General features: G+C 56.8%; 15 protein-coding genes and 1 pseudogene. 8 read left to right on the forward strand and 8 right to left on the reverse strand.

Annotation, left to right across the window (positions count from 1 at the left end):
* Nucleotides 1-12: 12 nt before the first annotated feature.
* Nucleotides 13-2,730 (reverse strand): preprotein translocase subunit SecA, encoded by a 2,718-nt coding sequence (gene secA / locus Q1B21_RS15435; RefSeq protein ID WP_299890672.1) that lies wholly within the window; start codon nucleotides 2,728-2,730, stop codon nucleotides 13-15.
* Between the two features lie 176 nt (nucleotides 2,731-2,906).
* On the opposite strand from secA, the gene Q1B21_RS15440 reads away from it, so the two are divergent.
* Genes Q1B21_RS15440 through mutT form a run of 3 tightly spaced genes read left to right on the forward strand, consistent with a single transcriptional unit; the run spans nucleotide 2,907 to nucleotide 5,382 of the window.
* Entirely contained in the window at nucleotides 2,907-3,755 is an 849-nt protein-coding gene (locus Q1B21_RS15440; protein ID WP_299890674.1) for a peptidylprolyl isomerase, read from the forward strand.
* A gap of 5 nt (nucleotides 3,756-3,760) precedes the next feature.
* Nucleotides 3,761-4,987 (forward strand): bifunctional glutamate N-acetyltransferase/amino-acid acetyltransferase ArgJ, encoded by a 1,227-nt coding sequence (gene argJ / locus Q1B21_RS15445; RefSeq protein ID WP_299890676.1) that lies wholly within the window; start codon nucleotides 3,761-3,763, stop codon nucleotides 4,985-4,987.
* Entirely contained in the window at nucleotides 4,984-5,382 is a 399-nt protein-coding gene (mutT, locus tag Q1B21_RS15450; protein WP_299890678.1) for an 8-oxo-dGTP diphosphatase MutT, read from the forward strand. The genes argJ and mutT overlap by 4 nt, the downstream gene beginning before the upstream one ends.
* 299 nt (nucleotides 5,383-5,681) lie before the next feature.
* Here mutT and Q1B21_RS15455 read toward each other — a convergent pair whose 3' ends face one another.
* Together Q1B21_RS15455 and Q1B21_RS15460 are read right to left on the reverse strand one after the other, a co-directional pair.
* Nucleotides 5,682-6,719 (reverse strand): DMT family transporter, encoded by a 1,038-nt coding sequence (locus tag Q1B21_RS15455; protein ID WP_299890680.1) that lies wholly within the window; start codon nucleotides 6,717-6,719, stop codon nucleotides 5,682-5,684.
* A 124-nt stretch (nucleotides 6,720-6,843) separates the two neighbouring features.
* A complete protein-coding gene (locus tag Q1B21_RS15460) occupies nucleotides 6,844-7,437 on the reverse strand; it encodes an HD family hydrolase (protein ID WP_299890683.1) in 594 nt (197 codons plus the stop codon).
* Between the two features lie 208 nt (nucleotides 7,438-7,645).
* On the opposite strand from Q1B21_RS15460, the gene Q1B21_RS15465 reads away from it, so the two are divergent.
* Both Q1B21_RS15465 and ahcY read left to right on the forward strand, forming a co-directional pair.
* A complete protein-coding gene (locus tag Q1B21_RS15465; protein ID WP_298937883.1) occupies nucleotides 7,646-7,960 on the forward strand; it encodes a hypothetical protein in 315 nt (104 codons plus the stop codon).
* A gap of 102 nt (nucleotides 7,961-8,062) precedes the next feature.
* Nucleotides 8,063-9,451, forward strand: coding sequence for an adenosylhomocysteinase (gene ahcY, locus Q1B21_RS15470; protein WP_298937884.1), 1,389 nt, complete (start codon nucleotides 8,063-8,065; stop codon nucleotides 9,449-9,451).
* A 59-nt stretch (nucleotides 9,452-9,510) separates the two neighbouring features.
* On the opposite strand, the gene Q1B21_RS15475 is transcribed toward ahcY, so the two are convergent.
* Entirely contained in the window at nucleotides 9,511-10,158 is a 648-nt protein-coding gene (locus Q1B21_RS15475) for a DUF899 family protein (RefSeq protein ID WP_299890686.1), read from the reverse strand.
* A gap of 200 nt (nucleotides 10,159-10,358) precedes the next feature.
* Between Q1B21_RS15475 and Q1B21_RS15480 the strand changes: the two genes are divergently transcribed.
* Nucleotides 10,359-10,700 (forward strand): DUF2853 family protein, encoded by a 342-nt coding sequence (locus Q1B21_RS15480; protein WP_120633092.1) that lies wholly within the window; start codon nucleotides 10,359-10,361, stop codon nucleotides 10,698-10,700.
* 215 nt (nucleotides 10,701-10,915) lie between these two features.
* Here the strand turns inward: Q1B21_RS15480 and Q1B21_RS15485 are convergent, their stop codons facing one another.
* From Q1B21_RS15485 to tsaD, 4 genes are read right to left on the reverse strand one after another with little or no spacing between them, the layout of a single operon-like run.
* Nucleotides 10,916-11,338: an EVE domain-containing protein gene (locus tag Q1B21_RS15485; protein WP_299081053.1), complete on the reverse strand. Its 423-nt coding sequence runs from the start codon at nucleotides 11,336-11,338 to the stop codon at nucleotides 10,916-10,918.
* Entirely contained in the window at nucleotides 11,338-11,607 is a 270-nt protein-coding gene (locus Q1B21_RS15490) for a YciI family protein (protein ID WP_298937888.1), read from the reverse strand. The genes Q1B21_RS15485 and Q1B21_RS15490 overlap by 1 nt, the downstream gene beginning before the upstream one ends.
* Nucleotide 11,608: 1 nt before the next feature.
* Nucleotides 11,609-12,568, reverse strand: coding sequence for an NAD(P)H-dependent glycerol-3-phosphate dehydrogenase (locus Q1B21_RS15495; RefSeq protein ID WP_299890689.1), 960 nt, complete (start codon nucleotides 12,566-12,568; stop codon nucleotides 11,609-11,611).
* Nucleotides 12,565-13,662, reverse strand: coding sequence for a tRNA (adenosine(37)-N6)-threonylcarbamoyltransferase complex transferase subunit TsaD (gene tsaD, locus Q1B21_RS15500; protein WP_299890691.1), 1,098 nt, complete (start codon nucleotides 13,660-13,662; stop codon nucleotides 12,565-12,567). Before tsaD ends, Q1B21_RS15495 begins: the two co-directional genes overlap by 4 nt.
* A gap of 98 nt (nucleotides 13,663-13,760) precedes the next feature.
* On the opposite strand from tsaD, the gene Q1B21_RS15505 reads away from it, so the two are divergent.
* Complete coding sequence (locus Q1B21_RS15505) at nucleotides 13,761-14,474, forward strand: uroporphyrinogen-III synthase (protein WP_299890693.1); 714 nt, start codon at nucleotides 13,761-13,763, stop codon at nucleotides 14,472-14,474.
* Between the two features lie 54 nt (nucleotides 14,475-14,528).
* Nucleotides 14,529-14,747 (forward strand): annotated as a pseudogene (locus Q1B21_RS15510) (hypothetical protein); the annotation flags it as partial.

Here is a 14,747-nt window from a genome sequence, read left to right on the forward strand (position 1 = left end):
CTGCGGGTGACGTCAGGTCAGCCTGCCATGACAATGCTTGAATTTCTTCCCTGACCCACACGGGCACTTGTCGTTGCGCGACGGGTTCCCCCAGGTTGACGGGTCGTCCTCGACAAACCCAGGAAGCGGGTCGCCTGAAGCTTCGGCTTCGGCCACTGCTTCGGCCTGGTTTGCGGCCTGATCCACGGCCTTTTGGTTCTGGGCTTGCTGGGCCGCCATCTGGGCAAGCATTTCCTTTTGCTCTTCTTCGGTCAAAGGACGTACGCGTGACAGCTGCTGCGTTACGGTTTCGCGCAGACTGTCCAGCATACCTTCGAACAGCTGGAAGCTTTCCGTTTTGTACTCGTTCAGCGGATCGCGCTGGGCGTAACCGCGGAAACCAACAACCGAGCGCAGATGCTCCAGCGTCAACAGATGCTCGCGCCACTTGCCATCAATGGTCTGCAGCAACACCTGTTTTTCGATATTGCGCATGTTTTCCGGCCCGAATGCGACAGCTTTTTGCGCCATCATTTCGTCGGCGGATTTGATTAAACGCTCGCGCACCTGTTCATCATCGACGCCTTCTTCTGCGGCCCAGTCCTGAACCGGGGCGTCGATGCTCAGCTTGTCCTTGATGGCCTCGTACAAGCCATCGGTATCCCATTGATCTGCATAGGATTTGGGCGGCATGTATTCGTCAATCAGATCATCAATCACCTGTTCGCGCATATCCGATACGATCTCGGACAAATCGTTGGTCGACATGATCTCGCGACGCTGGCTGAAGATTACCTTACGCTGATCGTTCATCACGTCGTCGAACTTCAGTACGTTCTTGCGCATGTCAAAGTTGCGACCTTCGACCTTGGACTGCGCACGTTCCAGAGACTTGTTCACCCAGGGGTGCACAATCGCCTCACCTTCTTTCATGCCCAGTGTGGTCAGAACTTTGTCGAGACGTTCCGAGCCGAAAATACGCATCAGATCATCTTCAAGGCTAAGGTAGAAAACAGTGCGGCCCGGGTCACCCTGACGACCGGAACGGCCGCGCAGCTGATTGTCGATGCGGCGGCTCTCATGGCGTTCGGAGGCCATCACATACAGGCCACCCGCTTCAAGCACCTTCTGCTTTTCTTCGGCATGGCGTGCTTCTTCGGCTGCGCGCAGCTCGGTTGGGTCGGCTTCGGGGTTTTCCGCCAACGCCTGAAGCACTTTCATTTCGACATTGCCTCCCAGCTGAATGTCAGTGCCGCGACCGGCCATGTTGGTAGCGATGGTCACCGCGCTATAACGGCCCGCATCGGCGACGATCTGGGCCTCTTGTTCGTGCTGGCGGGCGTTCAGAACGTTGTGCTCAATACCTTCCTTGGTCAGCAGCTGGCTCAGCAACTCGGATTTCTCAATCGATGTTGTGCCCAAAAGAACAGGCTGGCCCTTTTCGGTGGCCTTCTTGGTTTCTTGGATCATCGCGTCGTACTTCTCGCCACCGGTACGATAAACCTGATCGTCTTCATCCAGGCGCGCGATGGGTTTGTTGGTCGGAACCTCTACCACGCCCAAACCGTAAATCTCGGAAAATTCCTCCGCTTCGGTCAGCGCGGTACCCGTCATTCCACCCAGCTTGTCATAAAGGCGGAAATAGTTCTGGAATGTCACGCTGGCCAGAGTCACGTTTTCGGGCTGAATTTGCACGTTTTCCTTGGCTTCGATGGCCTGATGCAAACCTTCGGACAAACGACGGCCCGGCATCATCCGGCCGGTGAATTCGTCGATCAGAACTACGTTGCCGTCCCGGACGATGTAATCCTTATCGCGCTGGAACAGCTTGTGCGCCCGCAGACCCTGATTGACATGGTGCACCACAGTGGTGCTTTCGGGATCGTAAAGAGAATGCCCTTCGGGGATCAGCTCCGCCTCTAGCAACTGGCTTTCCAGAAACTCGTTGCCTTCATCTGTGAAGGTCACGTTCCGGGACTTTTCGTCCAGTGTGAAGTGATCATCGCTCAGCGACGGGATCAGCGCATCAATGGCGGTGTATAGATCCGAGCGGTCCTCGGACGGGCCCGAGATGATCAGAGGGGTTCGCGCTTCATCGATCAGGATCGAATCCACCTCATCCACGATCGCGAAATTATGGTGCTTCTGGTACACCTGATCCAAATCTGCCTTCATGTTATCGCGCAGATAGTCAAAACCCAGCTCGTTATTGGTGGCATAAGTGATGTCGCAGGAATAGGCTGCCAGCTTCTCGGCATCGGGCTGGCCTGACCATATCACGCCAGTTGTCATGCCAACGGCGGCAAACACCTTGCCCATCCATTCTGAATCGCGCTTGGCCAGATATTCGTTCACCGTGACGACGTGTACGCCCTTGCCGGTCAGTGCGTTCAGATACGCAGGCAGGGTCGCAACCAGCGTCTTGCCCTCACCGGTTTTCATTTCCGAGATATTGCCCTGATGCAGAAACGCACCGCCCATCAGCTGCACGTCAAAAGCACGCAGGCCCAGCGCGCGCTTGGCGCCCTCGCGGACATTGGCAAAGGCCTCAGGCAGCAGGTCGTCCAGGCTTTCGCCGTCCAGTGCACGCTTGCGCAGTTCGGCGGTCTTCTCGATCAGACCCTCATCCGACAGCTTTTCGAACTCTGGCTCCAGCGCGTTGATCTGTTCGACCAGCGGGCGGGTCGCCTTGATCTTGCGGTCGTTCGGTGTTCCGAACACCTTTTTGGCGAGCGTTCCGAGTCCCAGCATGTTCACTCCAGCGGATCTTTTCTTGTCTTGGTTGCGACAGGCTTGCCCACCTTGCGCGCAACCCATAGATAGCTGGGATGAAAGATGGTCCTGTCAAAGGCTTCAAGGCGATGTAAGCGGCAGGTTCTGAAGTGTCAACGCCACGCCCCGTCGCGGCCAGAATATAGGATGATTCCATGCCCAAAGGCCTCACTTTTCTTCCATCGCTGGCCTTGGCGGCTGTGATGGCGCTGCCGCTGTCTGCAGAAACCAAGCCTGACGCCAGCACCGTCGTTGCCCGGGTCAACGGGGATGAGATCACATTGGGTCACGTCATTGCCACCGCGTCGACATTGCCGCCGCAATACCAGCAGGCTGAAGACGATGTGCTGTTTGACTTCATTCTCGAACAGCTCATTCAGCAGCAACTGCTTGGTCAGGAGCAAGATGGCTTGTCCAAGCTCCATGCTCTGACGCTGGAAAACGAAACCCGTTCCTTGCACGCAGTGCAAACGGTTGATGCCTTGACGGATGCGGTCGCGACAGATGAGGCGGTTCAGGCGGCATATGATGCGCAATTTGCCGAATTTGATGGCGAAGACGAATACGACGCCAGCCACATTCTGGTCGAAACCGAAGACGAAGCCAAAGCCATCAAGGCGCAATTGGATGATGGTGCAGATTTTGCCGAGTTGGCGCGCGAGAAGTCGACTGGTCCGTCTGGACCAAGTGGTGGTGCATTGGGTTGGTTTGGCAAGGGCCAGATGGTACCAGAATTCGAGGCGGCCGTGCTTGAGCTTGAAAAGGGTCAGGTCTCGGACCCGGTTCAAACGCAGTTTGGCTGGCATCTTGTTGTCTTGAATGACACGCGCAAAACCCAAGCCCCTGAACTGGACGCCGTGCGGGAGGAATTGGTTCAAACCATCCAGCAAGAGGCGATTCAGGCGCGCATCGACGAATTGACGCAACAAGCGCAGATCGAACGCCCTGCACTTGAAGGGGTCGGGCCGGAAGTCCTGCGCCAACTGGACCTGATTCAGGAGTAACCCCCTTGGCCACGATCACTAAGGTGTCGCCGCTGGCGCCAGCGGCCTTCCCGGATTTGCCCGCCATTGACGGGGTACGTTTTGCCACGGTTGAGGCGGGCGTGCGTTATCAGGGGCGCACGGATGTCATGCTGGCGGTTCTGGACCCCGGCACTTCGGTGGCCGGGGTGTTTACTCGGTCGGCCACCCGCGCCGCGCCTGTGCTGGATTGTCAGGAAAAGATCGGCGGGCCCAATGACGGGCCCGCAGCGATATTGGTCAATTCCGGCAACGCCAACGCTTTTACTGGTCACTACGGCCAGACCTCGGTCTCCGAAGTGACTCAGGCCGTGTCCACCGCGACCGGCGTCGCCGTCGAACGGGTTTTCACTTCGTCTACGGGCGTGATTGGCGAACCGTTGCCACATGAGCGGATCGTATCGCAGCTAGAGACGTTGAAGTCCGGGCTCAGCAGGCATGCAGTGGAAGACGCCGCGCGGGCCATCATGACAACTGACACCTTCCCGAAAGGGGCTAGCGCTCAGGTCGAGATTGACGGCAAAACAGTCTCTATTGCGGGGATTGCCAAAGGGTCCGGCATGATCGCGCCTGATATGGCGACGATGTTGGTCTACATCTTCACCGACGCTCAAGTCGAACAATCGGCGTTGCAGCAGTTGCTGGGCGCCCAGACGGGCCGGACATTCAACTGCATTACTGTGGACAGCGACACCTCGACCTCTGACACCCTGTTACTATGTGCAACAGGCGCGTCCGGAGTGGATGCAACTGGCAACGGGTCATTCGCCAATGCACTGGAATCCGTCATGCTGGATCTCGCACAGCAAGTGGTGCGTGACGGCGAAGGTGCTACGAAATTCGTGGAAATTCGTGTGACTGGGGCGGCCTCGGATGCCGACGCCAAAGTACACGGGCTGGCCATCGCCAACTCTCCGTTGGTGAAAACCGCCATTGCGGGCGAGGATCCGAACTGGGGCCGCGTCGTCATGGCCATCGGCAAATCGGGTGCTGCGGCAGATCGTGACCTGCTTAGCATTTCCTTTGGCGATATTCTGGTGGCCGAAAAAGGCTGGGTCAGCCCGGACTACCGCGAAGAGGACGCCGCCACCTACATGAAAGATCAGGATCTGGTGATTGCCGTTGATCTGGGTTTGGGCGACGGGAAATCGACCGTTTGGACCTGCGACCTGACCCACGGCTATATCGAGATCAACGCGGATTATCGCTCGTGAAAACCATATTAGTGTCTGCCGTCGCCCTGATCGATATCGAGGGCCGCGTGCTGCTGGCGCAACGGCCCGGGGGTAAGTCCATGGCCGGCCTGTGGGAGTTTCCGGGCGGTAAGATCGAACCCGGCGAAACCCCCGAGGCCGCCTTGATCCGTGAGCTACAGGAAGAGCTGGGTATTGATACCTGGGCATCGTGCCTCGCCCCGCTGACCTTCGCCAGCCACAGCTACGACGATTTCCACCTGCTAATGCCGCTGTTTGCTTGCCGCAAATGGGACGGCATCCCGCAGTCAAAAGAAGGGCAATCCCTGAAATGGGTCCGTGCCAATGAGCTGCGCAGTTACCCCATGCCCGCGGCGGATGTTCCGCTGATCCCCATCCTGCGCGACTGGCTATGATCGTCCGAATTTTTGGGGCTTTGCGGCGTCTTCTGAATGAAGTTATGCCGCTCGCCAGGCAGTCATGGCCCTAGCGAACCACTCGAATCCGAGAGCCCGACCGACCGGGGAGAGGGACAAAGCGGGCCTTCGCTACCTTTGCACGAAGGTCCGCTCATGAATATCCGCGCTGAAACCAACTTCCGCTGTGTTGCGCTCAGCCCATACTCCAAAAAGACCCGACGCTTGGCCGGGTCAGTTGCTGACGACGGGGATCGTCAATCCGTAATGTGGTAGTTGAAGGTATTCTCAACTGCGCCTTATTCAGCTTGCTGGGACTTGCGTTTGGAGAAGCTTGAAAAAAGTCGACCGTCAGTTACCGCAAAGCCCAAAGCAATGATGGCGAATCCAATCCACGCATTCGGCTCCAATTTTTCGCCCAGGAATGTAACGCCAAGGCCGATAGCGAATGGTGGGATCAGTAGCGTAACCAAAAGAAGATTGGCAGCACCGGTGCGTGCAAGGATTGCAAAATAAAGAACATAAGCCAGCGCTGTTGATAGTGCTGCCATCCCGAGCAAAGCGGCCCAAACACCAACGGATAGAGCAAAGTTGGGCGGGCCATCCAGCATGAGAACGATTGGGATCATAAGCACTGTACTGCCGATCAGCATGCCAAGTGCATTCACAAGTGGCGGTTGGTCTGAAAGGGCAGTTCTGCCCCAGACACCGGCAAGAGCATAAGAGAGTGTCGCACCAAGAATTGCCAACTGAGCTAGATTGCTCGGATTGAACTCGGTCAATGCACTTGGCCCCATAATGAAGGCCACCCCTAAAATACCCAGCGCGGCACCGGCTATTTTCTTCGGTGTCAGCGGCTCGTCCTTAAGAAGCACGCCTGCTACGACTGCTGCGAACATCGCTGTCGTTGCATTAAGAATTGAAGCCAGCCCGCTGTCGATTTGCGTTTGCCCCCAGAAGATCAACGAAAACGGGATGGCATTGTTGAGCGCTCCCATTACGAGGTAAGCGCCCCATACCCGGGGGGTGCGTGGAATACTCAATCCTTTGAACAAGACGATGAGTACTAGAATAGGAACCGCCCAAATAACCCTGTGCAATGTAATCGTCAGTGGCGGCACCTCGGATAGTGCAATCTCACCGAAGAAGAACGACCCGCCCCAAACAGCAGCGAGCAGAAGCAGCATGACACTGGCTCTCAAATCCATCTCTTGTATGGGTTGCTTTGTCATATCTTGCTTTTCCGTTGCTATCGTTTCACCTAACGGAATAGCTTGGGCGACCTGGGCACCGCGACCCGTTTCTTGCGGAAAGACGCTGGCTAACCCACCGTTCATTCGAGCGCATCGGTGGGACACTTCTGGGTGAGAGCAATGCCGGCTCCCCGGACCAGATATTCACCGTACCGCAGAAACTTGGTTGGTATGAGCTCGAAGCGGCCGTTTGATAGACCCGACCAATTCAGAGCGACGCTATCAGCTCCAAATGCCGCTGCGTATACGCTTGCCTCGCCTCTACCGGTGGGCGCAGTCTGATCTGAAGCCCGTCCATAACTGCTTTGTCTGGGCGACCAAAGAACTTGCTGGCCTCTGTCTCAGAGAATCCAGCGATTTGCGTCGCCTCCATCCAGGCGCTGATCTTGTCGGCTTTTTTGATTTGGCGTTTCACCGTGGCGGGAACAGCGGCGGGTAGGCCAAACCTGATATGAATGGCCGCCGCCAGCCGGTCATCCAACGCTCCGTACCCCGGACCCACGGCGGATTTCACCGGAGAGATCATATCGCCGATCACATATTCCGGCGCGTCGTGTAACAAGGCCGCGAGCCGCCATTTTATCGAGGTTTTGGGTGCAATCCGGCCAAAAAGCTCTTCGACCAGCAAGGAGTGCTCGGCCACGGAATAGGCAAAGTCCCCCTGTGTTTGCCCGTTCCAGCGGGCGACAAAAGCCAGCCCGTGGGCGATATCTTCGATCTCAATATCCACCGGGGTTGGGTCCAGCAGGTCCAGCCTGCGGCCTGACAGCATCCTCTGCCACGCTCTGGGTTGTGTTGCCATTATGCCATGCCTTGTGAAGTCGGACACATTAAATACGCCCTTTTGTGGTAGGATGTACCTGTCTGGATCACTTGCTGCCAACTTTTTCTTGAGCATTCGTGCTTTGAAACGGCGCGATACGATCCCGATATTATGGACTGAGGGGGGTGCATACTCCTCCCAGTGTGTGCCCCTCTCGAAACGAAACTCGTATCGAAAGGAGCTTGTCATGTTCAAGCGTTTGTTTGCAATTGCCCTGACATTTGGAATGGCCGCTACGGCCCCGCCCGCCTTTGCCCAGAATTGTGCAGAGCGCGAGCATGTGATTACCAAGCTGCAGGACAGCTACGCGGAAGAACTGGTCTTTGGCGGTTTGCAGAAATCACGTGGCGCACAATCGGTCATGGAGGTTTGGACCTCGAAGGAAACGGGAAGTTACACCGTTCTGGTGACCCACGCGAACGGCCTGAGCTGTATTGTTGCCGTTGGCACGGATTTTTTTGAAGCGATCCCCAAGATCAAGGCTGAGGGGACACCCAGCTAAATTTAACGGCACCATCGCTCGTTTCCAGCCTACCACGTTGCCACCTGCCCCAAGGAGTGCTAGGGGCAGCCCGGACAATTATTTACCGGAGTGGAGAACCTGATGGCCGGGGACTATATCGTTAAGGACATTTCGCTGGCCGAGTTCGGCCGCAAGGAACTGGATATTGCCGAAACAGAGATGCCGGGCCTGATGTCCCTGCGCGCAGAATACGGTGAAAGTAAACCGTTGAAAGGCGCGCGCATCGTTGGTTCGTTGCATATGACTATCCAGACAGCCGTTCTGATCGAAACGCTGGTTGCGCTGGGCGCGGATGTGCGCTGGGCGTCTTGCAACATCTTCTCTACCCAGGACCACGCGGCAGCGGCGATTGCAGCGGCAGGTGTGCCGGTCTTTGCGATCAAGGGTCAGACGCTGGAAGAGCATTGGGATTACCTGGACAAATCCTTCCTGTTCGAAGACGGCCCCAACATGATCCTGGACGATGGCGGCGATGCGACGCTGTACATCCTTCTGGGTGCGCGTGCCGAAGCGGGTGAAGACATCATCCCGGTTCCGGGTTCGGAAGAAGAAGAAGCCATCAAAAAGCAGATCGCCAAACGCATGGCGGCCTCGCCTGGCTGGTTCACCAAGATGCGCGGTCAGATCCAAGGTGTCTCCGAAGAAACCACCACCGGTGTGAATCGCCTGTACCAGCTGGTCAAAGAAGGCCAGCTGCCGTTCCCGGCAATCAACGTGAACGATTCGGTCACCAAGTCGAAATTCGACAACAAATACGGCTGTAAGGAGTCGCTGGTCGACGGCATCCGCCGCGCCACCGACACTATGATGGCCGGTAAGGTCGCCGTGGTTTGTGGTTATGGGGATGTGGGCAAAGGATCGGCCGCTTCGCTGCGTGGCGCGGGTGCGCGTGTGAAAGTGACCGAAGTTGACCCGATCTGCGCGCTTCAGGCTGCTATGGATGGGTTCGAAGTTGTGATTCTGGAAGACGAAGTCGCAAGCGCTGACATCTTCATCACCACCACAGGCAACAAGGACGTGATCCGCATCGAGCATATGCGCGAGATGAAGGACATGGCCATCGTTGGCAACATTGGTCACTTCGACAATGAAATTCAGGTGGCCAACCTGAAAAACCACAAATGGACCAATATCAAAGAACAGGTCGACATGATCGAGATGCCTTCGGGCAACCGCATGATCCTGTTGTCCGAAGGCCGCTTGTTGAACCTCGGCAATGCCACAGGCCACCCGTCCTTTGTGATGTCGGCCTCCTTCACCAACCAGGTTCTGGCTCAGATCGAGCTGTTCACCAAGGGTGATGAGTACAATAACGACGTCTACATCCTGCCCAAGCATCTGGACGAGAAGGTCGCACGTCTGCATCTGGACCGCATCGGCGTGAAACTGACCCAGATGGACAGCGAGCAAGCCGCTTATATCGGCGTGAAGCCCGAAGGGCCCTACAAGCCCGAGCATTATCGTTACTGATTACTTGGCAAATCATGTTTGAGACGGCGGCCAGATTGGCCGCCGTTTTTCTTGGGATATCAGCGCAGGGGTGGGATGAAATCTCCGCGACCTTGAGGCGTAAAATCCAGAATGTTCCAAAGCGGCCATGCGGCATCTACATGACGCGGGTGCCAGTCGCTGGGTTGAAAAAACAACTCAGAGCTCCAAAAGTGATGGATGCCGTACTTATCCCGTTGAAAAACGTTCAAGATCGGAAGTTGGCTTCCGTCTTCCGCCTCGGCCAGGTAGTCGCGCTGATAATCTGTTCCGAGCGCAGAAAAAAGAGGCAGCTCTGTCCAGCCCATCTGGGTTTTGAGATTGGTCAGCTTCTCGGGCGCGCTTTCTGCGACAACCGCAAAGGCGATTTTTCTTGAAAGATGCGCAATCTGGCCGTTCAACCCGTCCAGAAAGGCTGAACACATGGGGCAGGGCGATTCTGCCTGCGACCCGTACATCAGTGAGTAGATAGCCAGCGTATCGTGTGATCCGAACAGAGATGACATCGATGCCGCACCTCCCTGCAGAGTGCGAAACTCATAGTCGCGTGGAACCCTACCGCCTTTGGGTAGATCACGCCGCAGGTTGGCGACGTTTTCGATCTGTGCCCTCAGATCTGCTTCGGCTGCAAGCAGGCTGTTGCGAGCGGTCCTATATTCGGGACTTTCATTTGGCAGGGAAACGGTCATAATCCTCTCCTGATTTTATAATTTAACATTTAAGTTAATTAATAACATGTCAAAAATCAACCTAGGTTCCGGCTAGGCTTTGCTTACGGGGAATGACGGAAATTTTTCCCTTTGTCTGAAGATCTCTTCTGTTTAACCTGCTGGCACCTTTTCAGGAATTTCAAAAACGCAGCCAAGACTGCAAACAGGGAGAGTGATTTATGGGTAAACGCGACGAACTTATCGCCAAATATGCTGAAGATTTGAAAAACAAATGTGGCATGACCGCGGATATGGACCTGCTGACCAAGGTTACAATCGGATGCGGTCCGGCCATCTACAATGCAGACGCGGCGACCGTCGCGGCGAGCCAGGAGTCGGAGCTGGAAACCGTCAAAAACAACTTCCTTATCAAAAAACTGGGGCTGTCCGATGGGCCCGAACTTATGGCAGCGATCAAAAAAGCCATGGAAACCTATGGCATGTCAGAGCGCAACAAGTATCGCGCCGTCGTTTACTACATGCTGATCAAGCATTTCGGCAAAGAGTCGGTCTACGGTTAATCCCGTTTCAACCCTAAGGAAGCACCCGTCGGTCGCCGGCGGGTGTTTTGTATTTTAGCTTTAGTTTAAGCACTTGCAGTTTGAACGAGGCACAGTGAACCGGGTAAGGTCAGGTTGTGACCAGGACGGTCAGAACCAGCATATTCTATACACGTGTGGTGAGTAGGGAGCACGTGGGGTAGGGAAGGTTCTGCGTCGTCAGGGCCTTCCCTTTTTCAATCCGCCTGTGTTTGCCCAATCCCACAGACAATCACCCATTCTGCGTCGCTGACAGGTTGAACGGACAGGCGCGAGTTTCTGACCAAAACCATTTCAGACAAACGCTCATCTGCTTTGATCTGATCCAGCGTCACGGCAGCTGTGAAAGGGCGTATGGCTTTGATGTCCACGCATTCCCAACGTTCGTCATCTGTGGTGCTGTCTGGATGGGCTTCGGCACAAACCTCGACAATTCCGACGATCGCTTTGTCTTTCTGGGAATGGTAGAAAAACCCCCGGTCCCCTACGTTCATCTGGCGCATGAAATTGCGCGCCTGATAGTTGCGCACGCCGTCCCATTCCTCGCCGACGTCGCCTTTGGCAACTTGCTGATCCCAGCTCCAGGTCGAAGGTTCGGATTTGAACAACCAATACGCCATTAGCCAACCACCTTCTTCCACGCAATCAGTTCGACCGAGTCAAACAAGCCAGCCTTGGCGTATGGGTCATTGTCCGCCCAGAGTTGCGCTGCGGCCAGATCATCCACATCAAGAACAATCAGCGAGCCGATCATTGCATCACCATCCAGCAGGGGACCAGCTTGCGCAACGACTCCGGTTTCTTCGATATAGGCCAGATGGGCAGACCGGTTGTCCAATCGGGTTTGCAGGGCGCCAGCCTTGTCGCGGGCGATCAGGGCGATCAGCATATTATTCCTCCTTGAGCGGGCGATTGAGCAGCGATTGAATCGCCTCGGTCACACTGTAGGCGCCACTGCTGAGTTCCGCCACTGTTGTGCTGATTGGCATATCCAGCCCTTCAGCGGCGGCAATGTCGGCCACAGCCCGCGCCGTCGCGACGCCTTCAACGGTGGTCGATGTATCAAATGTCTGTTTTTGCCCAAGGGACAGGCCATACCGGTAGTTGCGCGACAGGTCGGATGAGCAGGTCAGCACAAGATCACCCAGCCCTGACAACCCCATCAGTGTTTCTGGCTGACCGCCGCGCAGGGCAGCAAAGCGCTGCATTTCGGCAAAGCCACGGGTGATAAGCGCTGCACGGGCGCTGTCGCCAAGGCCCGCACCAATGCTCGCACCGCAGCCTATCGCCATCACATTCTTCAACGCGCCACCCAGCTCTGCCCCAACGGTATCGGTGGTGCGGTAAAGGCGCAGATTGGCGGTGGTGAGTTCGTTTTGCAGGGCGTGCCCCAGTCCGGCTTCGGAGCATGCAAGCGTAAGGGCCGTCGGAAGACCCCGGGCAATATCATCAGCAAAGCTTGGGCCGGTCAACAAAGCAGGTCGCGCGCCAGGTATTGTCTGCGCTATGACCGAAACCGGCCCCATTCCCGATGCCAGTTCAATGCCCTTGCAACACGCGACCAGCGTTTTGCCCCCCAACGTGGACGCATATCGAGTCAGAACCGCGCGAAGCTGCTGCATCGGAACAGCCAAAAGCAGGACATCGCCTTGCGCCGCGTGATCGATATCAGACGTGGCGTTGATTTCGGTGGGCAAGGCAACACCGGGAAGGCGGGTGTTTTCGCGCGCCTCCTGCATGCGCCTGGTCTGCTCGGCGTCACGAGACCACAGTGTAACCGGCCCTTTATGGGCCAGTGAGATGGCTAAAGCCGTGCCAAACGCGCCTGCACCCAGGATCGATACGCTCATGCCTTAGCGCCCTTTTTGCCGCTGCCCAGCATGGCAGGGCTGGATTGGTCCAGCGGCCAGCGCGGTCGGGCCATCAGATCCAACCCATCGCTGGCACCGCCGCGAAACCGCTCAAGACCCGCATAGGCGATCATCGCTGCGTTGTCGGTGCACAAGGCAAGTGGCGGCGCGGTGAAGTGTGCGCCAAACTCAGCACAAACCGTCTCTAACACGGTTCGTATGGCTGAGTTTGCAGCGACCCCTCCTGCGACGGCGACGACCGGGTCATCCGGATCTTGTTGAAGATAAAGGGCGATAGCCCGGCGGGTTTTTTCGGCCAGCGTGTCGACAACAGCTTGTTGAAACCCAGCGCACAGATCGGCCCGATCCTGTCGGGTCAACCCGCCCTTTTCGGCGACAATCTGATCCCGTGTCCGCATCAGCGCGGTTTTGAGACCGGAAAATGACAGATCACATCCTGGGCGATCCAGTAGTGGGCGCGGAAATCGGAACCGCTTGGGATCGCCCAACTTCGCCTCAGCTTCGACGGAAGGTCCGCCGGGTTGCAGCAGACCCAGAAGGCGCGCGGTTTTGTCGAAGGCTTCACCGGGCGCATCGTCAATCGTCCCACCCAATCGGGTGAAGTCTTCGGAGCTGTGCGCAATCAGGTATTGGCAGTGCCCGCCAGAGACGAGCAACATCAGATAAGGAAAGGCGATTCCGTCGGTCAGACGCGGCGTCAGCGCGTGCCCAGCCAGATGATTGACGCCGATCAGCGGCAGTCCGGTCGCTGCGCTCAGCCCCTTTGCGCACATCACACCGGAAATGACCCCGCCGATCAGCCCCGGCCCGGCGGTCACGGCTATGGCATCGATGTCGCTGAGGGCCATGTCAGCCTTTTCCAGCGCCTGTACCACACAGACATCTAGCTTTTCCGCATGCGCCCGCGCTGCGATTTCGGGAACGACACCGCCAAATGCGCTGTGCAACTCGGTCTGACCATGAACGATCGAGGACAGAATCTCGGCCTGCGCTCCCTCGGTTTGGCGCACGATTGCGGCCGCTGTGTCATCGCAGCTGCTCTCCAATCCAAGGACGGTAAGTGTTTGCACCATAGGCCTGATCCGTTGCATCATGGTTGCCAAGCGGGGTAACACCCTGCGCGGACGCAAACAATCCTCAAGGCCGAAGGCGCCGCCCATTGTATTTGTTGATGACCCGCCCTCGCGCCGCCTCGGAAAGGTTTGTCGCGCACCTGCCGACCCGCACCAGATCACGGGTTACGGTCATCCATTCGCCCTTGCTGGACATCAGACCGTTGGCCACGCAGGTGGTGATACACGGTATGCGAGGCTTGATATTCTCATCAGCCAATGGCGTGAACGCGGCGGTCTCGCTGGGTGTCACCCGCGATCTGCCTGCATATTGCGTCGGGTCGACCACCACAGACACCGCCAACAGGGCCGGCTGGCAGGCGCATATGGCTGGTGGAACGGCGGAAGAGCTGGTGGCGGCGTTATTACAAATCAGACCGAATAGCCCGTTGTTACATCTGCGCGGCGAACACAGCCGCGGCAATGTCGCTGAAAGACTGACTGAGCTGGGCGTAACCACGCTGGAGCAGCCGATCTATCAACAGCGTCTATTGCCCTTGACCGATGAAGCCCTTGGTGCCGCGGCAGGGGAAAATACTGTTATCGCGCCGATTTTCTCGCCCCGCACCGCGCGACAATTTGCCGACGTTTGGGACGGACCAGCCCCATTGCTGCTCGCCGCTATTAGCGAAGCAACGGCTGAACCCCTTAAAAACTTAGGATATGAGCGACTGAAGGTTACGAAAGAGCCGACACCCAAGAAAATGCGTAAAGCCGTCAAAAAGCTTGTGAAACATGCGATGCGGGTTGAGGGTGAGCCGGGTGCGGACTAACTTGGCACAGTCTTCAGTTTTGGTGATTTTGGATTCGATAAGGGGAATTTGACGGTGGCTGCTAAGAAAAAAACCGATCAGGAGCCGGTGGAAGAGCCTAAATCGGATGTTGTGGCCGAGAATACGGATGCCGAATCCAACGTTGAACCCGAAGATACAAGTCTTGACCCGGCTGACGCCGAGCAAGAGCTGACTTCCGAAGCCGAAGCCGAAGCCGAAGCCGAAGCCGAAGCCGAAGCCGAAGCCGAAGCCGAAGCCGAAGCCGAAGCCGAA

It is taken from the genome of uncultured Ruegeria sp. (genome assembly GCF_947504215.1).
Taxonomy (GTDB): domain Bacteria; phylum Pseudomonadota; class Alphaproteobacteria; order Rhodobacterales; family Rhodobacteraceae; genus Ruegeria.